This is a genomic window from Bradyrhizobium sp. IC4059 (genome assembly GCF_020193615.1).
Classification (GTDB): Bacteria; Pseudomonadota; Alphaproteobacteria; order Rhizobiales; family Xanthobacteraceae; genus Bradyrhizobium; species Bradyrhizobium yuanmingense.
The window spans coordinates 18,067-41,124 of sequence record NZ_JADYVH010000006.1 but is presented as its reverse complement, the minus strand read 5'-3'; the positions used below and the strand labels follow the sequence as shown (position 1 = coordinate 41,124).

Sequence of the window (23,058 nt, the reverse complement as noted above, 5' to 3'; positions counted from 1 at the left end):
TTCAACCCGAGGCGCCCCCGCTTATTCCGATGCCGTGCTGCGAGAGGCCCAAAAGAAAAGGGCGCCGTGCCGAAGCACGACGCCCTGGTTCCTCATCTCGTCCGCGATCAGTTGGTCTGCTGAATCGCTGACAATTCCCAGCCTGTGCCCGGCCGGCGGGCGAAGGTCCAGATCTCGGTCGCCTCGCCCGGCTGCTCGCTGCCGGCGACGATTGCGCCGGTGTTGCGATCCACCGTCTTGTCGGTGAGCGCGAAGCGCAGCGCCACCGTGGCATAGTCGGTCTCGCCTTCGCGCCAGGCTTCCGCGAGGTCGCCCTGCAACAGCTTCACTTCCGTGACCTTGTTGACCACGTTGCGGGCGCGGTTCTGGGCGAGGTCCTGCTCGAAATAGGAGACCATTTCCGGCGTCGCGAGCGTGTGCAGCTTGGCCACGTCCTCGTTCGACCAGGCGGCCTGGACGTCGCCGAGCAGGCGCTCGAACGCCTCATAGTCGTCCGGCTTGATCTCGAGCGGCGCGTTGTTGGCGCCGAAGCCGAAGCCACCGAGGCCGCCACCGAGACCGCTGCGATAGTTCGTCTGCGGTCCGGGCGCTGCGCCGGCCTCAGCATTGGCGTAAGCCGCCCGCGGAGTGTGACGGCGCTGCCACCAGGACATTGCCAGCCGGACCACGAGCACCACCAGCGCGATCTGGATGATCAGGCCGATGATCGAGGACAGGCCGCCGAGGCCGCCGAACAGGCCGCCACCGAACAGCATGCCGAGCAGGCCGGCGCCGAGGAAGCCGGCCGCAAGGCCGCCCATGAAGCCGCCGGCGCGGCCAAACAGGCCGCCGCGCGCCGGCGCGGTCGCGGCCGAGTTCATGCCTGCGCCCGGCTGGGTGTAGGTGCGGTTGAACTGCGAGGCCGAGCCGGGTGCGGTCGTGGTCGACGGCGGCGCCGAATAGGAGCGCGTACCGCGCGAACCGGACGACATGCCGCCACCCGCGCGGGCGTCGGCCGACGAGATCGTCAGCGCGGTCGGCAGCGCAAGCGCCAGCACGACGGCGATCGTGTTGAAGAATTTCCGGGAGCGAAGCGAGAAAGTCATGTGCGTTTCCCAAATCCCCGGCATGGGGACGTGCCCCTAAGATGGTCAGACTTCCCGAAAAGTGAAGCCGGTTTCGGAACTTGCGGCTGCGGCCCTCAGTCGCGGGGATGTGGCAAAAGCCCATATATGACAGGGGTTTTACGTGAACCATTGGAGGATGCTTACCGCCGGGTTTACGACCCGATTTCCGCTTTTCCCCGGGTCCGCGAGCCGAGCTGGCCCACCAGCCGTCATTGCGAGGAGAGCGGCAGGTCTCACCCCTGCTTCGTCATCGTCTCCTTCACCGCCGCGACCAGCTGGCTGAGCGTGAAGGGCTTTGGCAGGAAGTCGAACTGCTGGCCTTCGGGCAGGCTCTTCTCGAAGGCATCCTCGGCATAGCCGGAGACGAAGATGAACTTGATGTCGGGGTTCTTCTCGCGCATTGCCTTCAACAGCGTCGGGCCGTCCATCTCCGGCATGACGACGTCGGAGACGACGAGATCGATCGCGCCACTTTGCTCGTCCAGCACCTCCATGGCCTCGACGCCATTCTCGGCCTCGACCACGGTGTAGCCACGCGAGCGCAGGCCGCGGGCATTGAGCGCGCGCAGGCCCTCCTCGTCCTCGACCAGCAGGATGGTGCCCTGCCCGGTGAGGTCGGTACGCGGCTTCGCCTCTGCCGCCGCGGGGGGCGCGGCTTCCTTCGCGGCGTCGCTGGTCGCGCCGATTGCGGCTGCGGGCTGCTCGACCTGCACCTCCGGTTCGGCGATGTGGCGCGGCAGGAAGATGTGGAACGAGGTGCCCTGCCCCGGCTCGGAATCGACGTAGATGAAGCCGCCGGTCTGCTTGACGATGCCGTAGACGGTGGAGAGCCCGAGGCCCGTGCCCTTGCCGACCTCTTTCGTCGAGAAGAACGGCTCGAAGATCTTGTCGCGGATGTCGGCGGGGATGCCGGTGCCGGTGTCGGCGACCTCGATGCGGACATAATCCGCGGCGGGCATGCCCTTGTAGGCGAGCTTGCCCGAATCGTCGCTGGTGACGTTGGCGGTGCGGATGATCAGCTTGCCGCCGTCAGGCATGGCGTCGCGCGCGTTCACCGCGAGGTTGACGATCACCTGCTCGAACTGGGAGACGTCGACCTTCACCGGCCAGAGGTCGCGGCCGTGGACGAGGTCGAGCTTGACCTTCTCGCCGATCAGCCGGCGCAGCAGCATGGTGAGATCGGACAGCGCGTCGCCGAGATCGAGCACCTGCGGCCGCAGCGTCTGCCGCCGCGAGAACGCCAGCAACTGCCGCACCAGGGTGGCGGCGCGCGTTGCGTTCTGCTTGATCTGCATGATGTCCTGGAACGACGGGTCGGTCGGCTTGTGCGCGTTCAGCAGGAAGTCGTTCGCCATCATGATGGCGGACAGCACGTTGTTGAAGTCGTGGGCGATGCCGCCGGCGAGCTGGCCGACCGTCTCCATCTTCTGCGACTGGTTGATCTGGTTTTCCAGCGCGCGCCGCTCGGTGGTCTCGAGCATGTGCACGATGGCGGCTTCCGCCTCGGTCTCGGCCGAATCGACCGGCGTCACGAAGAACTGGCCCCAGCGTTCCTTGGTCCCTTCCAGCGCCACCTCGACCGGCGCGATATCGGCCTTGCCTTCGGCGGCCTGGTTGATGGCCGCGATCAGGAGATGCCGGTCGCGCGAATTGACCGCGCGGAAGATCGACTTGGAAGAGGTGTCGAGCCCCAGCGCCTGACTGAGCTTGGCGTAGCGCGCATTGGCGCGCACCACGTTGCCGGCGCGATCGACGGTCGCGATCGCCATCGGCGTATGGTCGAAGAAGCGCATGAAGCGCACTTCGGCGGCACGATCAGGGTCGCTTCGCTCGTCGCGGGCGCGGCTGATCACGAGCGTGCGCGAGGGCCCCGGCGCGCCGTCGGCGCCGAAGGCGAGCTTGTGATAGAGCCGCACCGGCATGGTCTTGCCGGTGCGCATGCGCAGGTCGATGTCGAACACCTCGGTCTTCACCTCGCCCGGCACCGCCACGATCGAGGTCAAGAGCGAAGCGCCGTCGCCGGAGACGATGTCGGTGAGCTTCAGGCCGCCTGAGCCGATCTCGGCGAGGTCGTAGTCGAGCCAGTTCGCCAGCGTCGCGTTGACATAGGCGAGCTCGCCGGCCGGATTGACCGAGAAGAAGCCGCACGGGGCGTGATCGAGATATTCGATCGCGTGCTGGAGCTCCTGGAACACGTCCTCCTGGCGTTCGCGGTCGCGCGTGATGTCGGCGATCGACCACACCGCGTATTTCGCCTCGCGCTTGCCGGTGCCGAGCGGGCGCACGCGCATGCGCAGCCAGCGGCCCTGATTGCCGTCATGGCCGGAGATGCGCACCTCTTCCTGCTGCCGCTTGCCCTCGCGCGCGGCCTTGAGCAGCCGGAACACGGCTTCCGAGACGTCGGGGTTGCCGATGAAGACTCGCTCCACCGGGCGCACGTCCTGCGGGCCGGTAGCGCCGGTCAGCGTCAGATAGGCGGCATTGGAATAGACCACGTGTCCGCGCGCGTCGGTGACCGCGAGGCCGTCGAAGGCGTGATCGGAGATGCGGCCGATGACGGGATCGTCGAGATTGCGGTCGGCGAAGCGGATGATGCCGGCGGCGAAGGCGAACAGGTTGAACAGGCCGACCATCGCCAGCACGGCGAGGATACCGAGGATATAGGGCTGCGCCTGCGCGCGCCCGAGCGTCATCAGCCCGACGGCCACGGCGACGAGGCCGGCGGCCACCAACAGCACCAGCGCAATGCTGCCCGAGCGCGGCGACGGCTCGTGCGCCGCAACGGGCTCGCGTGTGAGGTCGTGGTCGGTCTCGGCGGTCATTCTCGAGCTGGCGCAGCCTGTCGGCAGAGAATCAACGCGCCACCGGGCGCGTGGGGTCCTCCCTGCCTGAATCGGACCCTGAGGTGCAAGGGCAGCAACGGCAAAAGGTACGCTGATTCCCAGATTACGGCCATTTCCGGTACTTTTCGGGCATCTTATCCCCGTCCGGCGCTGAATCCGCGCTTCAGGCGCATGACGTAGCCGATGACTTCGGCAACGGCATGGTAGTGCTCGGTCGGGATCTCCTGGTCGATGTCCACGGTGGCGTAGAGCGCGCGGGCCAGCGGCACGTTCTCCACGATCGGGATGTCGTGCTCGCGCGCGATCTCCCGGATCTTGAAGGCGAGATTGTCGACGCCCTTGGCGACGCAGATCGGCGCGGTCATGCCGCGCTCGTAAGACAGCGCTACCGAATAGTGGGTTGGGTTGGTGATGATCACGGAGGCCTTGGGAACCGCCGCCATCATGCGCTTCTTGGCGCGCTGCTGCCGGAGTTGCCTGATCTTGCCTTTGATGTGGGGGTCGCCTTCGGACTGCTTGTACTCTTCCTTGATCTCCTGGAGCGACATCTTCTGCCGCTGGAACCAACTTCGGTACTGGAAGAAATAGTCGGCGATGGCGACGATCGCGAGCGCGGCGACCACCGCGCCGAGCAGTTGGATGGTCATGCTGGTGCTGGCGCCGAGCATGGCGGCCGGATCGAGCCTGACCATCGCCTCCATGCGGTGCCGCTCCGGCCACAGGATCATGGTCATGACCACGGCCAAGGCGACGAGCTTGCCGATGCCTTTGAGAAAATTGGCGGCCGCCTGCTTGCCGAAGATGCGTTTGAAGCCGGCGCCGGGCGAAATCTTGTTGAATTTGGGCTTGAGGGACTCGGCAGACCAGACCAGCCGGTGCTGCAGCATGTTGCCGGCGATGGCCGCCAGCACCAGCATCAACAGGGGCACGCCGACCGCGGCAAGCACGGCGAGTTCGATCTGCTGCATCAGCGCCAGCAGGGCCTTGCCGTCGGTCTTGATCATCCAGGAATTGGCAAGCAGGTTGCGCATCGGCGTCAGCAGCCCGCTGCCGACCGAGCCCGAGAAGGTGGAGACGACGAGCGTGCCGCCCGCCATCATGAACCAGGTGTTGATCTCCTGGCTCTTGGCGACGTCGCCGCGTTCGAGCGCATCGTCGAGGCGCTTTTGCGTCGGGTCTTCTGTTTGACTTTCGGGATCGTTGTCTTCCGCCACCGATCGATCCCCCTCACTTGAGCGGCATCATCTGGTGCATGACACCGATGAAGTAGTCGAGAAAGGTGCCCATCATCGCGGTGAGCACCACGGCAAGCACCAGGAAGCCCGCGAAGATCGACAGCGGCACGCCGACGAAATAGACCTGCATCTGCGGCATCAGCCGCGCCAGCACGCCCAGTCCGATATTGAAGACGAGGCCGAACACGAGGAACGGCCCGGAGAGCTGCAAGCCGAGGCGGAACGCGGCGGAGAAGGCGCGCGTTGCCAGCGAGGCGACGTCGCCGCTCGATACGGTCTCACCCGGCGAGAAGATCCTGTAGCTGTCGTTCAGCGCCGCGATCACCAGATGATGGCTGTCGGTGGCAAACAGCAGCGTCACGCCCAGCATGGTCAGGAAGTTGCCGACCAGCACGCCCTGCTGGCCCTGCGTCGGATCGACCGAGGTGACGAAGCCGAGCCCCATCTGCTGCGCGATCACGGATCCCGCAACCTGGAGCGCCGACAACGTCACGCGCGCGGTCGCGCCGAGCACGATGCCGATCGCGATCTCATGCAGCATCAGCACCAGCAGCGGCGCCAGCGAGCCCATGTCGACCTGATAGGCGTTGCGATGCAGCGGCAGGATGATCAGCGTGAGCAACAGCGCGATCGACAGCTTGATCCGCGTCGGGATGTTGGTCTCGCCGAGGCCGGGCAGCAGCATCACCATCGCGCCGACCCGGGCGAAGGCGAGCATGAAGGAAGCGGCGAGCGCCGGCAGCAGCGAGACGTCGATGCGCATAATTCACGCATAGTGCCTCAGCCGCCTATGATTCGCGACGATATCCGCAGCATGTGGGCGTGCATCGAATCGGCCATGAACGGCAGCGCCAACAGCATCGTGGCAAAGATGGCGAGGATCTTCGGCACATAGATCAGCGTCTGCTCCTGGATCTGCGTCAGCGCCTGGAACAGCGACACGATGACGCCGACCACGAGGCCGACCACCATCAGCGGCGACGACACGATCACGATGGTCCAGATCGCATCGCGCGCGACGTCGAGGGTCTCGGGTCCGGTCATTTGGGAGTTCTCACTCTGAAATTGTTTGTGATTCGGGGCTCGCGAAGCGAGAACCCGGAATCCATTTAGCCGCAGCGTTGGTCGCACCATGGATTCCGGGCTCGCGACTTCGTCGCGCCCCGGAATGACGGCGCGCATCAGATCGGCATCTTCATGATGTCTTCATAGGCCGCGATGACGCGGTCGCGGACCGAGACCAGCGTGGACACCGCGACATCGGTGTCTGCGACCGCCGTAACCACGTCCATCACGTTGGCCTTGCCGGCGGCCATTGCGACCGTCTGCGCGTCGGACTTGCGGCCGGATTCCACGACGCTTCCGACGGCGTCCTTCAGCAGCGCGGCGAAGGATTGCCCGTTCGGTTCGCTGCCCTTGCCGGCGCCGGTGTTCTCCAGCACGCGGGCGAGGCTGGCGTAAGCATTGGCGGCAATTGTCGGTGATGCCATGGCTCAAATGTCCTGTTCAGCTCTTGAGGATGTCGAGCGTGCGCTGGATCATCCGGCGCGTCGCACTGATGATGTTGAGGTTGGCCTCGTAGGACCGCTGCGCGTCGCGCATGTCGGTCATCTCGACCACCGAGTTCACGTTGGGATATTTGACGTTGCCGCTGGCATCCGCAGCCGGATTGTTCGGCTCGTATCGGACGCGGAAGGCGGACTGGTCGGGCTTGATCCTGCCGAGGGTGACGACCTGCGCGTCGAGCGTGCGGTCGAGCGCGGATGAGAAGGTCGGCACCTTGCGCCGGTAGGGATCGCCGCCGGCAGTCTGCGCCGTCGAGTCCGCATTCGCGATGTTCTCCGAGATCACCCGCATGCGGCCGGCCTGCGCGCGCAGGCCCGAGGTCGCGATTGCCATGGAGCGGGCGAAGTCGCTGCTGTCATTTGCCATGATCCGCCTCCTTTAGGGCCTAACCTTTGCCGATCGCGGTCTTGAGCAGGCGCAGGCTCTTCGAATAGAGCGAGGTCACCGCGGCGTAGTCCATCTGGTTGCTGGCGGCCTTCATCATCTCCTCCTCGAGATTGACGGCATTGCCGGCGGGGCGGGTCTCGAAACCCGCGTTCTTGTTCTGGTCGAAGGCGGAAGGGGCCCCCGACGGCGCCAAATGCGAGGCGCTGGTCCGGGTCAGGACCAAGGGCCCCATGGACCCCGTGACGGCGCCGGCCTTGTCGAACTTCGGCTCGACCAGGTCGCGCGGCCGGAATTTCGGCGTGTCGGAATTGGAGACGTTCTCGGACAGGACGCGCTGGCGCTCCTGATGCCACTGCATCTTGGTGCGAAGCACCGACAGTTCCGGAATATCGTTGATGGACATCGTCGCGGCTCCCTCCGCCCCGACGGACCCTAGGGACCGCCGCTAGGCAGAATTTGCCGCCTGTATGGTTAACAGCTGGTTAAGGACCGGTCGTGATGCATGTCCCCAGCCGAAACTGATTCTTGCGCCCCGCCATTCGACGCCGCGAAAAGTGGCATTAACCCAGCCGTTTGGCGAGACGTGCACAGGGCAAGAAGTCGTTTTGGATCGGGCGATTCATGGGTTATTAAGAGTTGGGGACGGCAAAACTTGCCGTGGAACGTTAAGAAATCGCAGTTTGGGGCATCGTCCGCCGGTGGTCGATTCGACTGACCATGGGCACGAAAAAAGCGCCATTTGTCGGGGACAAGTATGCAAGGCAGCCCTATCACCTTCATCGTCGCGTTCATCGTCGTTCTGGCGTTGATCGGCGTCGCTGCATGGCTGGTTCGCCGATTCGCCGGTAGCCGCATCGGCGCCAACACCCAGCGCGGCCGGATGCCCCGGCTCGCCGTGATCGACGCCGCCGCGGTCGACGGCCGGCGCCGCCTGGTGCTGGTCCGGCGCGACAATGTCGAGCATCTGCTGATGATCGGCGGCCCAACCGACATCGTTGTCGAGCCCAACATCGTTCGCGCCGCGCCCAGCCGCGACCAGATCCCGCAACGTCCGAGTGCCGCCGAACCGCCGCGCCTTGCCCCCATGCCCGATGCCGGCGGCTGGGCCGACGAAGCGCCGCGGCCCGAGCTGCTCGATCATCCCGAACCGCAAATGCCCGAGCCGCCGCCGCGGCCCGCGCGGCCATCCTTCGCCGACGAGGTGCGCCGGCCTGCGCCTGCACTGGCCGAACGCCGCAGCGAGCCGGCTCTGGGCGGCTTTACGCCGGAGCCGATCGCGCCACGTCCCGAGCGCGAACCGCGGCCCGAGCCGCTGCCGCCGCGCATCGCCCGCGGCGAGCCGCCGCTGATGCCGCGTCCGCCGCGCGGCAGTGAGCCGATGAAGATGCCGCCGGTGCGGGCCGAGCGCGCCGCTGCACCACCTCCTCCTCCGCCCGTGCCGCAGGCTGCGCCCGTTCCGCCGCCGGCAGCGGCTGCCGCGCCCTCGAGCGCCGAGCAGAATCTCGCCGAAATGGCGCAGCGGCTCGAGGCTGCCCTGCGCCGCCCGGCCGGGGAGACGGTCGCGCCTCCGGTTGCGCCGGAGCCGCCGCCCGCTCCGGCGCGCGCCGCCCGCAGCGAGCCGCCGGCACCGCCCGCTGCGCCGGCGAAGCCGGCTGCGGAAAAGACCAGCTTTGAAAATCTCGAAGACGAGATGGCCTCCCTGCTCGGCCGTCCGAAGCCGTCTTCGTGAGGTTGCCCGCCCTCCCGCGTAGAGTTCTTTTCCTTTCTGTCCTGGTCGGCGCGGCTTCGCTCGCAATGCCGTCGCATGCCCAGGACATCAGCATCAATCTCGGCGGCGGCGCCGGTGGCGGCGGCGTCACCGAGCGCGCGATCCAGCTGATCGCGCTGCTCACGGTGCTCTCGATCGCCCCTTCGATCCTGATCATGATGACGTCGTTCACCCGCATCGTGGTGGTGCTGTCGCTGCTGCGCACCGCGATGGGCACTGCGACCGCCCCGCCGAACTCGGTGATCATCGCGCTCGCGATGTTCCTCACCTTCTTCGTGATGGGCCCGGTGCTGCAGAAATCCTACGACGAGGGCATCCGCCCGCTCGTCGCCAACCAGATCGGCGTCGAGGACGCGTTCCAGCGCGCCTCCGTGCCGCTGCGCGGCTTCATGCAGAAGAACGTGCGCGAAAAGGACCTGAAGCTGTTCCTGGATCTCTCCGGCGAGGCGCCGCCGGCCACGCCCGACGATCTCGCCTTACGCATCCTCGTCCCCGCCTTCATGATCTCCGAGCTGAAGCGCGCCTTCGAGATCGGCTTCCTGTTGTTCCTGCCGTTCCTGATCATAGACCTCGTCGTCGCCTCCGTGCTGATGTCGATGGGCATGATGATGCTGCCACCGGCGACGATCTCGCTGCCGTTCAAGCTGATCTTCTTCGTGCTGGTCGACGGCTGGTCGCTGGTGGCGGGGAGCCTGGTGCAGAGTTACGGGGGGTAAGGCTTCGTTCGCTGCTGCGTCCTTTCCGCTCTCAGCGACAGCCCCCGCTCCCTCCTCGTCATTGCGAGGAGCCCTTGCGACGAAGCAATCCAGACTGCCGCCGCGGAAAGAGTCTGGATTGCTTCGCTGCGCTCGCAATGACGAGCTTGTGGCGCGGTCGCGGGCCGCGCTTCGCGCGGAGACAGTCCTACCGCGTCATCTTGATCTGCCGCACGACCGGGATCGTGGGCAGCGAGCCGGTGTGGTCGCTCGTATCTTTGGCCTGCGGCGCGCCGGGCGCGCGGGCGGTGGCGTCGGGGAAGCGCTGCTTCATCTCGCGCAGGAAGCCGTCGAGCGTGTCGACGCTGGCAGCGAGCTTGGCGATCTCGGCGAATTCGGCGCTGGAGGCTGCGGCCGGCTTGCTCGCAATGTCGAAGGCGAGACGGTCGGCGCTCTCGCTCATCAGCGGGGCGTATTTCTCGCGGAAGCGCGACAGGCCGATCGAGTCGTCGGCGAGGGCGTAGCCGACGGCGGCGCGGATGATGTCGCTCTTCTCGACCGTATTGAGCGGCTTGAAGTCGCGGAAGCGGTCTCCGTAATAGAGCTCGATCTGCTCGGCGGATTCGCGCCAGCGCCGCGCCGCCCAGAAGATGTCGGAACGCAGGCGGAGCACTTCCCGCCCGGCGACGTTGGAGACGATGTCGAGCGCAAGATCGTGACGGCCGACGTCGCTCTGCGCACGCGCCTCCAGCAGCAGGCGCTGCTGCCGGAGCTCCCCGGAAAGATCGCTGATGCGGCTCGCACGCAGCGCGGTGATGGCCAAGTCGGGCTTGCGGTTGGCGAGATAGATCATGGCGAGGCGCGCGGCGACCTGGGCGCGCGCGGCGCCTTCGAGGCGATGATCGATCTGGTATTGCAGGAGCTCGGCGGCCTGGTCGAGCAGATCGATCGAGGCGAGACGGTCGGCGAGACGGCGGATCAGCTCGTCGCCGCGGCGGCCGATCGGCGTCAGCTCGCGGAACTCGTAGAACATCCCGAGCGCCTCGACCGGCGGCAGCTCGTCGCCCTTCGGCCCGAGGAAGAGCTGCGTGAACAGCTCGGAGGCGAGATCCTGCGCCTGACGCGAGGCTTCGGCGTTCGGCTGCAGCCGCGTCGCGGTGCGCGCGGCGGTGAGCGCATCGCGGTAGCGCCCGTTCTCGGCATAGAGGCGCGACAGCATCTGCAGCGTCTTGACCTCGATCGCATCGCCGCGCCAGGTCATCGACAGCGTCTCGAGCTCGCGCAGCGCCTCTTCCTTGCCGATCTCGTCGCGCTTCTGACGCAGCGCGATCTCGAGCTGCTTGGCCTCGGCCGCAGCCGGACGGTCATTCGAGGCGACCGCGAGCTTGTAATCGTCGAGCGCATCCTTGTCGTGGCCGAGCGCCTCGGCGAGCCGGCCGCGCAGCACGGCGAAGCCTGGCGCGGCCTCGGGCGGGACACCGACCACCTCGAGCTCGTTGCGGCGCTTGGAGGCGCCGGCATAGTCCTTCACCTCGAGGGATGCGCGCATCGCGTCCATCGTCACGATGCGCTGGATGTCGAGCGGCAGCGAGGCGATGGCGAATTCGACGTTCTTGAACTTTTCGCGCGCATCGGCCCATTTGCCCTGGCGCGCATAGGCGAGCGCCTTCCAAAGCTGGGAATCGTGGCTATTGCCGATCGCAGGATTGGCGAGATCCTTCAGGCCCTGCGCCGGCCGGCCGATCAGGATGTTGGCGATCGCATGCATGATCAGCGCGCCGCTCTCCTCCTTGTTGAGCGGATCGCTCAGCATCACCTCGGTCACGGCCTTGGCCTCGTGATACATGGCGCGCGACATGTAGAATTGCGCAAGATCGAGCCGCGGCAGCGAACGCAGCGCCGGCTCGACCGCCGAGATCGCCGTCATCAGTTCGGCCTGGCGCGCCATGAAGTTTTCCGACTGGCCCTTGCGCCAGCCTTCGGGACTGAAGATCGGGCGCACGGCGGTCGGCGCCCGCTCGGCCGAGATGTCGACCGGCGACAGGGTCAAGCCGCCCTTCTTGCCCAGAATGACCTTGTCGGAGCCGACCTCGACGCCGATCTCGTCGGAGTTCGGCCGGATCGCGATGCCGTGCGCGGATTCCAGCAGCGAGAGATCGACGAGGTCCTGCCGCTTGATGAAGCCGCGCACCGGCCGCAGCGCAGTGACGACATAGAGCGTGTCGCCGGCATCGGGATCGGTGAGCTTGTGCAGCTGGCCTGGATTGGCGAAGGGTATCGCGATATTGGCGAGCGCGGGATCGGTGATGTTGCGCGACATCATCAGCGGCAGCGGCGTCGCCTGGATCTTGTCGGCGAGCGTCAACATCCAGTTGGTCTCCTTGCCGACCTCCTCGCTCGTCAGCGAATAGACCAGCGGACGGGTGAGACGGATGCGCACCGCCTGACCCTTGTCGAGCGGGACGCGGCCGACCTCGCCGATCATCGCGCCGCCCTTGGTGCGGATCACCTCGATATCGACGGGCTTCGGCGTATCGAACACCAGCCACACCGTGTCGCCGCGGCGGAACGCCGCCGCCGGCGTTGCGACCTGAAACGGGAACGTCACGCGCAAGCCGTCACTGTCGCGGCGCGCATCGACGCTCGCAATCGCGGGCGCGACCGGCACCTCCGCCGGCACAGCCTTGGCAGCATCCTTGCCAGCATCCTTGGCGGCATCCTTGACCGGTTCCTTCGCGACCTCCCTGGGCGCTTCGACGGGCGCAGGCGCAGCCGCCGGCTTCGCAGCTTCCTTGGGCGGTTGGGCCGCTTCGGCCGCGGGAGAGGCTGCCGGTTTCGGCGCTTCGGCGGGCGGCAGCGCGGCGGGCGCTTCCACCTTCACCTCGGGCTTGATGTCGATCCTGGCCTCGCGCGCGATCGTCTCGGAGGTCGGCGGTGGGATCTCGCGATGGGCGTCCTTCTTCTCGGCGGCGGGCTTTTCCGGTGCAGGTGCAGGTGCAGCGGCAGCCGCCGGCCCGCGACCGACCGGCTTCATCTGCGCGATCGTCGCCTCGGGCGTTGCCGCCAACTTCCCCTTGTCGGGCTGGAAGGAGACGTCGACGACGTAGTTCTTCTCGTCGCGGAACGAATGCACGTCGGCATCGCCGATCAGCGCGATCTCGACATTGGTCTGGTCGATATCGGACTTCTGCTTGATCGAGGCGACGTTCGGCGGCGCGGCGAGAACCGCGTCCGCCAGGTCGAAATTGAGATTGGCGTTGAAGACGAGCGTCAGCTTCTGCTCGTTGAGCACGGAGGAGACGCCGACCCCGTCGGGCATCTCGAACACGAAGCGCACGAAGGTCGGCTGCACCGAGGCGCGCACGCGGATCGGCGGACGCTTCCTGGACTCCGCGGCGGCACGCTGGGCGCGCAGCGCACGCTCGGCCGCGCGTGCCCGCTCGGCAAGCTCCTTGACCACGTCCATGGGCAGGCTCGGCGGCGGCCCCTTCCAACCCTCGGGCAGCAGGTCGATGAAGGTGCGCTCGCCGGCGTTCATGGTGTTCACGGTGACGCGCCGCGCCAGCGACAGGCGGATGGCGCCGCCGTCAGGGTCGCGGCGGGCGGAATTGACGTAATCGGGCGCGCCTTCTGGAATGCGCTCGACGGGAACATCGACGGGCCGGTCGAAGCGGATGACGAGGATCGAGCCCGCGGTCGTCACCTCGGAGGGAACGTCCTCGCCGAGCTTGATGACGAGACGGGCAAAGCCGCCACCGGCTGAAAACGTCGCCTCGCCCCTGATCGGATCGGCCGCCCGGCCGGGCGCCGCAAGGCCAAGCAGGAGACAGGCCGCCAGCAAGGCCGCGGCGCGGGCGTGACGCGACAAGCCCCGCGCCGATGCGCGGGCTCGCGACACAAATCCAGCGGCAGCCTCTCGCGCCATTGGCGGCATTTCTTCCGGTTCGGCGGGCATGCCGGCACTGGCGCCGGCCCGTGCCGTCGACTGTAGGTCTCGCCAATTAAGGACTTGTTAATGCTATGTCTTGATTTGCGGGAACAGCATGCCGTGCCGGATGGAGCGGGGGCCGTTCCGCGAGTTTGAATTTGAGACGCAGGCGGTTAAGCAGTTGTTAACGGCTGCACGATGTCGCGGCCTGTCAGTCCCTTTGCGGCACCCCATAGCGGACAAAATCTTCGGCGATTCGCGCCTCGATCCTTCTGGCCGCCGAGATATCGCTATTGCCGCCGTCTGTGTCGCCGAGCTTGAATCTGGCGACCCCGCGACCGTACAGCGCGCTCGCCAGCTTGGGGGCGTACCGCAGCGCCGCGTTGTAGTCGTCGATAGCCGCGGAGAGTTGTCCCATTTTCAGATTTATCAGGGCTCGCGAATCGTATGTCGCGGCGTTACCCGCTCCCGATCGAAGCACCATCTCGCAATCCTCCATCGCAGCCTGCAAGGCGCCGAGGATGGCCCGGGCCCAACAGCGTCCGCTCCAGGCCGCCTCCAGCTTCGGGTCAAGGCGAATTGCTTCGTCATAGTCCTGCGCTGCACGGTCGTACGCATTCCTCTTCAAGAACGCTGCCGCACGGTTGGCAAAGGCAGTGGCATAGTTGGGGTTGAGCTTCAGCGCCTCCTGAAAAGCGCCAAGGGCAAGGTCGTGCGAGCCCGTCCTCAGATAGGCCACTCCGAGGTTGTTGAAGGCCTTCGCATAATTCGGGTTATGCCGGGTCGCTGCGACGAAATCCTTGATCGCGCCTTCGTAGTCGGCTTTGGCGCTATGGGCATTGCCCCTGTTGTTGTGGGCGACGGCAAAGCCATTTGTGCTCCCCTCGCCCGCATCGATAAAGGCCGTGCAGGCCTCGATGCGAGCTTCGGGCGAGACCCGATCTGACCCGTTACATAGCTCGATATTCTTGAGTGAGCTGCTCTTCTTCGACGTCTGCGCCAAGCCTGACGAACCGGAGAGTCCAACGATCAGAATGAGCATCCCTGCCCTGATGACACTGGCCCGTGCGATTTTCACACCAAGCGCCGAACTCCGCGAGCGAAACGAAGCACTCATGTTGCGTCTCTCTGCCGGGCCGGACGCTGCGCCGGCATCACGGCGGCTTCGGCCGAGCAAACTTCTCAGCATCCCCGACAGATAATGAGCCTGCGATTGGCGCTTCGATCGGGCTCCGGCGCCGCGCCGGCCGGCGGCTTCTTCAGGACCTTGCTTTTGCCCTCTTCGATCAGCGTCGAAAATTTGGCTGACCCGTCATCAGAAATCTCGATGTGCGGCGTCGTACCTCGGATCCCCAACGTGGCAACGGGCGTATCGACCTTCATATCGCCGGTCTTCGCAACATTGCCCGCAACAAAAGTGAACGTTCCCTTGGCAAGACTGAACAGGGTCGCGTTGGACTTGCCGGCCGGCTCATACACATAGTGATCCAGCACCATACGGGCGTTGCTCGATAAATTGAACGAGCTGCCGTCGCTAAGATTTATTCCGACCCGGCCGTCGTCTCCGGTCAGCACCACGTCACCAAGATATACGGGATCACCCCTCTTGGCCTGGCCGGGCTCACTTGAGACATTCGCTTGAACGATCACTGCGCCCGCATGTTCGATCGTGACGGAGCCTGTGGCCGCCACCACCTTGCCAATCGGTTTGGAAGACGAGCTGGTGACGGCGGGCCCGGCGGAATCGATTTGCGCTTGAGCCGCACTCGGCAAGAAATTGGCAAGCGCCAAGACCAAGCCGGTCGCCAAAGCGGCTGTCGTAGGTCTGCACATGATCCGCCCTTTCCGAGAAGATCCTACCGCTAGCGGCGGCTCACTTCTTGAACCGCGAAGCGCCGCCGCAATAAATAAATTTCTTGTTTAATAATTTTAATCGTTCTAATTTACCGCGGCCCTACGGAAGCGGCCACAAATTAAATAAGCTCTCGTTTGTCAATTTAATCACTTTAGCGGGAGGGATATGCGCCGGGAATGGCATTACGCGCCGCCGTCCCCGCGCCATGCGTCTCTCTGGACCAGACTTGATGATTTCGGCGGGCAAGCCTTCGGCTGCCAGCGCCCAGGATATTTGTCCCTTGGCGAGGGCCGCCCCGAAAGACCATGGCAGCACGCCGAGCCTGAATCGATCACCCAGGCGAGGTCGAGCCATGTTGGTTGCATCCGATGTCCGGGTTGGCAATAGGGCCGCCGCGGCCCTGCCCGTCCAAATCATTGGCCATATTCATACAGCGATCGGCTGCGGCACGCTCGCGCGAGCCAGTGGCGTCGCCACACAGGCCGTAGCCGGCGCGCCTGTCTACCGGGCCGACGTGATAGAGACCGACGCCGACGGACAGATCACGATTCGCTTCATCGACGGTACTCTCTTCAACATCTCCTGCGACACGCGCCTGGCGCTGAGCGAATTCGTCTTCGACGTCGAAGGCACGTCACCTACAGTCCTGTTCGACGTGACCCGAGGCAGCTTCAGTTTCGTACCAGGTCGGCTGGGAGAAACCGGGTCTATCCAGCTGAATACGCCAATTGCAGGTATTCGCGCCCGGAGTCACGCGGGCGGTTTCGGAATGCTGACGCTTGCAGCATTGACTTTCTCGGTCGCGGAAAATGCCGAGGCCGCGGACCCGGACGTCACATTCCTGGATGACGACTCCATCACTTACAAGGACCTTGCGCACGGCGCCTTTGAGCTCGTGACCAAGGAGCCGATCCCACGGCACATCATCGTCGATGATCCCGGCGAAACGATCATCGTCAAGAAAGTGGGATCCACCATCAGTGTCAATCAGGTCGCGAACTCGGCCGCTCGCATGGACGAGTTGCGCGCCGCACAGCAGGACGTGCTCGCCAATCTGGACGGACAGGGGCCGCATGGCTCGAGCACGCCTCCCTTCGTCAAAACCCAATCGCTGCAGCCGATCAATTTCATTCAGCCCGACGCGCCCTCGCTGCAGAATTTGCTGGCGCCTGTGTCGCCATTCGCCATTCCCGTTTTCGACCCCATACCGCCGACACTCAGCACCGGAGCGGGGCCGACCGAGCTCGATACGGTGGTGTTTGATACATTCACTGCGACGAGCGGAATCTTCGCTGCCAGCAGCACCAGCGGCAGCGCCAAGCTGACCTTTGGCGTCATAGGGGCAACCGCCGGCGAGACGGTCCTCGGCGGAGTGACATACGACCTGTCAAAGCCCGGTCCGTACGGAACGCTCTACGTCAACAGTACGAGCGGCGCCTACACGTTCGTGCCTGACAGCATCGCGATCAACGCGCTGAAGGCGCCCACGACCGATAGTTTCGTCATCACGGTTTCCGACGGCCTCAGTTCTGCGAGTCAGACGTTCACAGTCACCATCAACGGTGTCGACGACGCTGCAATCATCTCCGGCACCACGACCGGCTCGATCGTCGAGGCTGGCGGCATTGCCAATGGAACGCCCGGCACGCCGATTGCGACCGGCACGCTTTCCGATACCGACGTCGACGACCCACCAAATACGTTCACGGCCGTGAGTTCGCCAACGACGAGCACCGGCGGCTATGGCACCTTCACGATGACGGCTGCCGGCGTGTGGACCTACACCGTGGACAATTCGAACCTCGCAGTGCAGAGGCTCAATGCCGGCCAAACGCTAACCGACAGCTTCACGGTGACCACGATCGGAGGCACGCCCCAGGTGGTGACGATCACCATCCAGGGAGCCAGTGATGCAGCGGTCATCTCCGGCGACACGACCGGCGCCGTCATCGAGGCTGGCGGCGTCGCCAGTGCTAACCCCGGCACGCCCATCGCGACCGGCACCCTCACCGATACCGACGTGGACACGATCGCAAATGCATTCACGGCCGTCGGCTCGCCGACGCAGAGCGCCGCCGGCTACGGCACCTTCACCATGACGGCTGCCGGCGTGTGGACCTACACGCTCGACAACGCCAACGCTGCGGTGCAGGCGCTCAATACCGGCGAAACGCTGACCGACACGTTCACGGTGACCACTCTGGATGGAACCGCCCAAGTGGTGACGGTCACCATCCATGGCACCAACGATGCCGCCATCGTTTCCGGCACCACGACCGGTGCGGTGACCGAGGCCGGCGGCGTTGCCAATGCGACACCGGGCAGCCCGAGCGCAACCGGCACGCTGTTTGCCGCCGACGTCGACAATGCGTCCAATACCTTCACTGCGGTGAGTTCGCCCAAGGCAAGCACGAATGGTTATGGCACCTTTACGCTAACCGCCGCCGGCGCGTGGACTTACATGCTCGACAATGCGAGCGGCGCGGTGCAGGCGCTGAATGTCGGGGACACACTCACCGACAGTTTTACTGTCACGACCCTCGACGGCACGCTACAAGTGGTGACGATCACCATTCACGGCAGCAACGACGCGGCCCTCATTTCCGGCACCACGACCGGCTCAGTGACCGAGGCAGGAACCTTCTCGCCCGGCGCTCCCATCGCGACTGGCACGCTGACCGATACCGACGTCGACAACGCGCCGAATACGTTCACCGCGATCTCTTCACCGACCGCGAGCGACGACGGATACGGCACCTTCACGATGACCGCAGCCGGCGCATGGACGTACACCCTCGACAACAACAACAGCGTGGTTGAGGCTCTCGATTCCGGCGACACCCTGACCGACACATTCACGGTGACCGCGATCGACGGTACCACGCAGACGGTGACCGTCGCCATTCATGGCGCCAGTGATGCCGACCCCAACGATTTTGACAACCTGGCCACCGGATCCGTCGTGATCTCCGATCCTCCGAACGTGTACGGAACGCCGGGGAGCGAAACCATCGCCGGCGGCGGCGACACAGGTCAGGTCATCTATGCGGGAGCCGGCAGTGATACGGTCAATGGGACCGGCAAGACGGACGTTCTCTATGGCGGCTCAGGCAATGACACGATCAAGGGCAACGATGGCAATGATGCCATCTACGGCGGCTCGGGAAACGATACGGTAAACGGCAACAACGGCGCCGATACCATAACCGGCGGATTTGGTGCGGACCAACTCACCGGCAGCAATGGCAACGATCGTTTCGCATATTTGTTCGTTGCCGATTCCCGTGCCGGTCAGTTCGACACCATCACCGACTTCGCATCGGGAGCGGACAGGATCGACCTGACCGCCTTTGGCGCGCTCGGGTTTGCCATCCTGGCGTTGAGCTCAACCAACACGACGGTGCCGCCACATACGATCGCCTGGATCTATGACAGCGCGTCGAACGAAACCATCGTGTACGTCAACTCAACGGACCAGACCCTGCACATCGGCGATTCCAGTCTGCTCGAAATCCATTTGCAGGGGATTGCAACCGTCGATGCCTCGGACTTCATCCTGGCGCCAGCGGCGCCTGTAGTGGCGGTCGCCAGCGAGCTGACCGACCTCACCGCAACCCTGCAGAGTGATGCGGCCGGGCTAATGACGATCACTTCCGAAATCTCGTCCGACTCCGGAAGCGGCGACGGCACGCTCCTCGCAGAGAGTCCGGACATCCAGTCAAGCGAGCCGCTCCACAACCTGGATACGTCTTCGGACCAGATCGAACAAACTGAATATTCGAGCATCTCCAGTTCGGACCCGATGCAAACGCCCTCGACCGAAACACTCGCTGTTGTTGCAGTAGCTCCTTCGGGCAGCGGACCGTCTACGATGTCGCAATACGTCGCCGCACCGACGGAGGCCAGTTTTGTCTTCGACCACCTGGCCGGTCCCGACACAGCATTGCTGGCCAAAAGTGGCGCGATTGCTGGAAGCGGCCACATGCCTGACATTGCCATCGCCGCGCTGAATTTTGACCAGCATGCCGCCGAACAGCACGCCGGGCGCGGGCTTGCACCGGGGAACAATGCCGGGAATCACGGCGCCTCGCCTCAAGGAAACGCCGACGAGGCGGCGCATGGCCACGGTCGTGCCAACGATGGAATGGCAGAGGCGACGCTCAATCCGAGCCTTCTGAAGTCGTCGAGCGGAGGCGCCAACCATTCGCTTGCAAGCGAGACGCAGCAGCTCGGCGAGTCGTTCAAGTTCAAGGATAACGCTTCGCAGGGCTCACAGCACAGCGTGGTGCCGGATCATCTAGACCTCGCCGGTCATCCCGGCCACGCTGGAGGATTCCACGGGCTCGAGCTGGCGTTCACGCCTGAACCATCTCCGCCCGATGTTGATCCGCCTCATGGCCCAAGTCCGGCTCACGGCCACGGCTTGCACGATCTGATCTTGTGACGCCCCGAGCCAATGGGCTCTTCAGTGTTGCGTCCCGGCGCCATCGGGCGCCGAGGAGCTCTCTTCGCCAAGAGAAGATTGATCATCGTTGCCGGCCTCGCCATCCGGCGGCGCGGCATGCTGATGGCTTAGCGCGGATGTCCATGCGGATGTCATCGCCGCTATGAGCATCCGGTTGACGGCCTCGATGACGCGTTCTGCTGCGGACGAGTAGTTCATGGCCTCCTCCTGCGCTGCCGACTGCGAATGACCGAAGCGTAGGACGGCGCCTTGAGCACCACTGTACGCCACTTCACACCTGCGCGCGTCAAGTCATCGCAGTCCCGGAGGATGCCGCCTGCCCCGGCTGCATCCGCTACGGGATTCTGATTTCCACCTTGACGGGTTGCTGAGCGCGCGCACTCACAACCTTCGGCTCGTTGCGGTTCGCGCGCGACTCTGAATCAGATGTGAATCTCGGCGATGCAAATCGCATTGGTTAGCTCTGGGGGTAATCAATGAGCGGAGAAGCCGGTTGCATTGTGTGTAGCAGAGCAAGAGCGGTCGTCGCGATCGTCCCGATTGCAAGAGGATATGCCCTGAAGACATATGAATGTGCCTGTTGCCACAGCACCCTGCACCTCGTGACCCGCGTCTCGAAGGCGGCGCTGATCAAGCAGCAGGTCAATATCCTCGCCCAGATGGAGCAGCAGTTGCGCCCGCCTGTTCGCAGGGTGCAACAGGCCTTCGCGAATTAGGCGCACGAGGCATTTCTCTGGGCTTCAGTCGACAGCGCGCGGATTGAAAGCGCGCTTCTCCTCGAGCCTCAATTCGGCTTTTGCGTCGGCTTGCCGTCGATCTTGGGCAATTCGCCGGCCGAGGCGGACTGATCGCCGCCGCCATTGGCGCGGCGGGCCATCTCGACGGTCAGCCGCTCGGCGGCTTCCGATGACATCAGGCCCAGGATGTCCGACATCTTGCGCGGCGCGATCGCCGAGGCGATCTCGATCAGCACGCCCATTTCGAGCCGGTCGAACACCCGCGCGGCATCCTTGGGCTTCATGCCCTCGTACATGGTCACGAGGCCCTTCATGCGCTGGGCTTCGGCGGCCTTCTGCTCGGCCTGGGTCGCGGAGATGCGGGTTTCCACCGCCTTCATCTCCTCGACCTTGGTCTCGATGCGCTTCTCGGCCGACTTGAGCAGGCTTTCGCGGATGTCGATCTCGCGCTGGCGCGCCTCGATCTCCTGACGCCGCGCCTGCAACCGTTCCAGGATCGCGCGCTCCGCGGCCGAGACCTGCGGCTGCCCCTCGTCGATCTTGACGACGGTGCCACCCTCCATCTTGGTCTCGGGCGCTGCCGGCTTAGGTGCTTCCTTCGGCGCAGGGGTCGAGCCGGTGATGTCGGGATCCTCGCGGCCGGTCGGGAAATTCAGGTTCTCTTCCGCCCAGGATTTCTTGCCCTGGTTCGGCTTGTAGTCGAAGACATAGCCGCCGTTGATCGCAAGGCCCGCCACCTTCAGCGTGGCGAGGCCGGCGACGGCGACCAGGACGACGGGAATGACGCGGATGTTACGAAATGACTTCATACCCAGGCTTCATGCGGCAAGGCCGTTGGATCGTCGGCGCTCGGAGAAGGCTTCGGCGGCCGCCGCCACCGCCTTCGCGGACGACGGCTTGGCCGCGGGCGCGGCGACCGTCTCCGGATTGGTGACGGGACGCGCGGCGATCGCGATCTTGGACAGGCGCCGCACCACGTTGTCGGCCTCGCCGAGCTGCTTGTAGAGCTGATCCGACATCTGCGTCGCGGCGGCGAGCTGGCTGCCGAGGTTCTCGTTGACGTCGCGCACGGCGAGCTTCAGCCCACCGATCGCGCGCTCGGCAATCTCGGTCGCGGTGATCAGCTCGGCGATGACGGCCTTCAGCGAATGCTCGTCCGCCTTCAGCCGCCTCAAGCGCTTGTTGAGCGTGACGCAGTAGACGATCGTCAGCATCAGCAGGATAGCCACCAGCGTCTCGATCGCCATTCCCAGGGAGTGGTTCATGGGGCCTCCATCATCTTGTTCTGCTCGTCCACCTTCTCGAACATCGCAAGTGTCGTACTTGGCTTGCGCAAGGGTTTCGTCACACGGATCGCGACGCGGTCGCCGACCCGGCCCATCCGCCCCTCGGTCAGCGTGACGTCGCCGCAACGCACGGTGACGTTGGCGTCGGCGCGCATGTCGAGCGGCAGCGTGTCGCCCACCTTGAGCCGCATCAGCTGCTTGAGCGGAATGTCGGCCTCGTAGAGCACGGCGTCGACGGCGATCTCGGCCTGCACAATCTCGGTGGCGAAGTGGCCCTCCCAGACCGGGTCGCGGCCGAACTTTTCGCCCATGAACATCTGGAGCAGGACGCCCCGGATCGGCTCGATGGTCGCGTAAGGCAGCAGCAGCTCGATATTGCCGCCGCGGTCTTCCATGTCGATGCGCAGGCGCACCAGGATTGCGGCGTTGGCGGGACGGCTGATCGCGGCGAAACGCGGATTGGTCTCGAGCCGGTCGATCGAGAAGGTCACCGGCGACAGCGGCCGGAACGCCTGCTCGGCGTCGGCCAGCACCACCTCGACCAGCCGCTTGACCAGCTCGGTCTCGATCGTGGTGTAGGGCCGGCCCTCGATGCGCAGCTGGCTGGTGCCGCGGCGGCCGCCGAGCAGCACGTCGATCATCGAATAGATCAGGTTGGAATCGACCGTCGCCATGCCGAAGTTCTCCCACTCCTCGGCCTTGAAGACGGTGAGGACGGCGGGCAGCGGGATCGAGTTCATGTAGTCGCCGAAGCGCACCGAGGTGATGCGGTCGAGCGAGACTTCGACGTTGTCGGAGGTGAAATTGCGCAAGGAGGTCGTCATCAACCGGACCAGGCGGTCGAAGACGATTTCGAGCATCGGCAGGCGCTCGTAGGAGACCATCGCCGAATCGATGATCGCGCGAATCCCGGAATGGTCGTCGAGCGTGACGTCACCGACGGTGAAGCCGAGGAGATTGTCGATCTCCTCCTGGGACAACACCCGCTCGCCGGAATTCTTGCCGGTGCCGAGATCGCGGCTGCCGTCCTCGACCATGGCGGCCCATTGCAGGGCCATCGTCTCCGATAGCTCGTTCTCGGCGGCAGCCTTTGCCGCCTCGGCGGGATCCTCGCTATCGAGCGAGGCCTCCCACTGGGCGGCAATTGCATCCTGGTCGACTTGGTCGTTGCCCGCCATGATCCTTAG

The 23,058-nt window shown here is 65.0% G+C and carries 18 protein-coding genes; 3 read left to right on the top strand and 15 right to left on the bottom strand.

The annotated features are described in order from the left end of the window. Positions 1–107: 107 nt before the first annotated feature. The 8 genes from I6F12_RS19340 to flgB form a co-directional block, all read right to left on the bottom strand. Positions 108–1,109 (bottom strand): TIM44-like domain-containing protein, encoded by a 1,002-nt coding sequence (locus I6F12_RS19340; protein WP_225139738.1) that lies wholly within the window; start codon positions 1,107–1,109, stop codon positions 108–110. A gap of 230 nt (positions 1,110–1,339) precedes the next feature. Continuing rightward, entirely contained in the window at positions 1,340–3,928 is a 2,589-nt protein-coding gene (locus I6F12_RS19335) for a PAS domain-containing protein (protein WP_225157026.1), read from the bottom strand. Between the two features lie 155 nt (positions 3,929–4,083). Then, positions 4,084–5,163 (bottom strand): flagellar biosynthesis protein FlhB, encoded by a 1,080-nt coding sequence (flhB, locus tag I6F12_RS19330; RefSeq protein WP_036013070.1) that lies wholly within the window; start codon positions 5,161–5,163, stop codon positions 4,084–4,086. 13 nt (positions 5,164–5,176) lie between these two features. Next, entirely contained in the window at positions 5,177–5,947 is a 771-nt protein-coding gene (gene fliR / locus I6F12_RS19325) for a flagellar biosynthetic protein FliR (protein ID WP_157280795.1), read from the bottom strand. A gap of 17 nt (positions 5,948–5,964) precedes the next feature. Then, on the bottom strand, positions 5,965–6,228 hold the full coding sequence (gene fliQ / locus I6F12_RS19320; RefSeq protein WP_025037372.1) for a flagellar biosynthesis protein FliQ: 264 nt from the start codon (positions 6,226–6,228) through the stop codon (positions 5,965–5,967). Positions 6,229–6,365: 137 nt separating this feature from the next. After that, a complete protein-coding gene (fliE, locus tag I6F12_RS19315; RefSeq protein WP_036013071.1) occupies positions 6,366–6,674 on the bottom strand; it encodes a flagellar hook-basal body complex protein FliE in 309 nt (102 codons plus the stop codon). Between the two features lie 16 nt (positions 6,675–6,690). Next, positions 6,691–7,116 carry a flagellar basal body rod protein FlgC gene (gene flgC, locus I6F12_RS19310; RefSeq protein WP_036013073.1) on the bottom strand — a complete coding sequence of 142 codons (426 nt, stop codon included), beginning with the start codon at positions 7,114–7,116 and terminating at the stop codon, positions 6,691–6,693. A 19-nt stretch (positions 7,117–7,135) separates the two neighbouring features. Continuing rightward, entirely contained in the window at positions 7,136–7,540 is a 405-nt protein-coding gene (flgB, locus tag I6F12_RS19305) for a flagellar basal body rod protein FlgB (RefSeq protein ID WP_036013075.1), read from the bottom strand. Between the two features lie 351 nt (positions 7,541–7,891). Here flgB and I6F12_RS19300 point away from each other — a divergent pair, with 351 nt between their 5' ends. Continuing rightward, on the top strand, positions 7,892–8,866 hold the full coding sequence (locus I6F12_RS19300; RefSeq protein WP_074448247.1) for a flagellar biosynthetic protein FliO: 975 nt from the start codon (positions 7,892–7,894) through the stop codon (positions 8,864–8,866). Beyond that, positions 8,863–9,621 carry a flagellar type III secretion system pore protein FliP gene (gene fliP / locus I6F12_RS19295; protein ID WP_036027911.1) on the top strand — a complete coding sequence of 253 codons (759 nt, stop codon included), beginning with the start codon at positions 8,863–8,865 and terminating at the stop codon, positions 9,619–9,621. The genes I6F12_RS19300 and fliP overlap by 4 nt, the downstream gene beginning before the upstream one ends. A 187-nt stretch (positions 9,622–9,808) precedes the next feature. Here the strand turns inward: fliP and I6F12_RS19290 are convergent, their stop codons facing one another. From I6F12_RS19290 to I6F12_RS19280, 3 genes are all read right to left on the bottom strand, one after another. Next, on the bottom strand, positions 9,809–13,525 hold the full coding sequence (locus I6F12_RS19290; RefSeq protein ID WP_225157025.1) for a tetratricopeptide repeat protein: 3,717 nt from the start codon (positions 13,523–13,525) through the stop codon (positions 9,809–9,811). A gap of 214 nt (positions 13,526–13,739) precedes the next feature. Continuing rightward, positions 13,740–14,645: a tetratricopeptide repeat protein gene (locus tag I6F12_RS19285; protein ID WP_192893148.1), complete on the bottom strand. Its 906-nt coding sequence runs from the start codon at positions 14,643–14,645 to the stop codon at positions 13,740–13,742. 65 nt (positions 14,646–14,710) lie between these two features. Next, positions 14,711–15,325 carry a FecR family protein gene (locus I6F12_RS19280; protein ID WP_225114654.1) on the bottom strand — a complete coding sequence of 205 codons (615 nt, stop codon included), beginning with the start codon at positions 15,323–15,325 and terminating at the stop codon, positions 14,711–14,713. Positions 15,326–15,735: 410 nt separating this feature from the next. Here I6F12_RS19280 and I6F12_RS19275 point away from each other — a divergent pair, with 410 nt between their 5' ends. Further along, on the top strand, positions 15,736–19,827 hold the full coding sequence (locus tag I6F12_RS19275; protein WP_225157024.1) for a VCBS domain-containing protein: 4,092 nt from the start codon (positions 15,736–15,738) through the stop codon (positions 19,825–19,827). Positions 19,828–19,848: 21 nt separating this feature from the next. Here I6F12_RS19275 and I6F12_RS19270 read toward each other — a convergent pair whose 3' ends face one another. From I6F12_RS19270 to fliM, 4 genes are all read right to left on the bottom strand, one after another. Beyond that, on the bottom strand, positions 19,849–20,046 hold the full coding sequence (locus I6F12_RS19270; RefSeq protein ID WP_074448248.1) for a hypothetical protein: 198 nt from the start codon (positions 20,044–20,046) through the stop codon (positions 19,849–19,851). A gap of 586 nt (positions 20,047–20,632) precedes the next feature. Further along, on the bottom strand, positions 20,633–21,394 hold the full coding sequence (locus I6F12_RS19265) for a flagellar protein FlbB (protein WP_036013086.1): 762 nt from the start codon (positions 21,392–21,394) through the stop codon (positions 20,633–20,635). A gap of 9 nt (positions 21,395–21,403) precedes the next feature. After that, on the bottom strand, positions 21,404–21,850 hold the full coding sequence (locus I6F12_RS19260; RefSeq protein WP_057030304.1) for a DUF6468 domain-containing protein: 447 nt from the start codon (positions 21,848–21,850) through the stop codon (positions 21,404–21,406). Continuing rightward, positions 21,847–23,049: a flagellar motor switch protein FliM gene (gene fliM / locus I6F12_RS19255; RefSeq protein WP_036027916.1), complete on the bottom strand. Its 1,203-nt coding sequence runs from the start codon at positions 23,047–23,049 to the stop codon at positions 21,847–21,849. Before fliM ends, I6F12_RS19260 begins: the two co-directional genes overlap by 4 nt. Positions 23,050–23,058 lie beyond the last annotated feature (9 nt).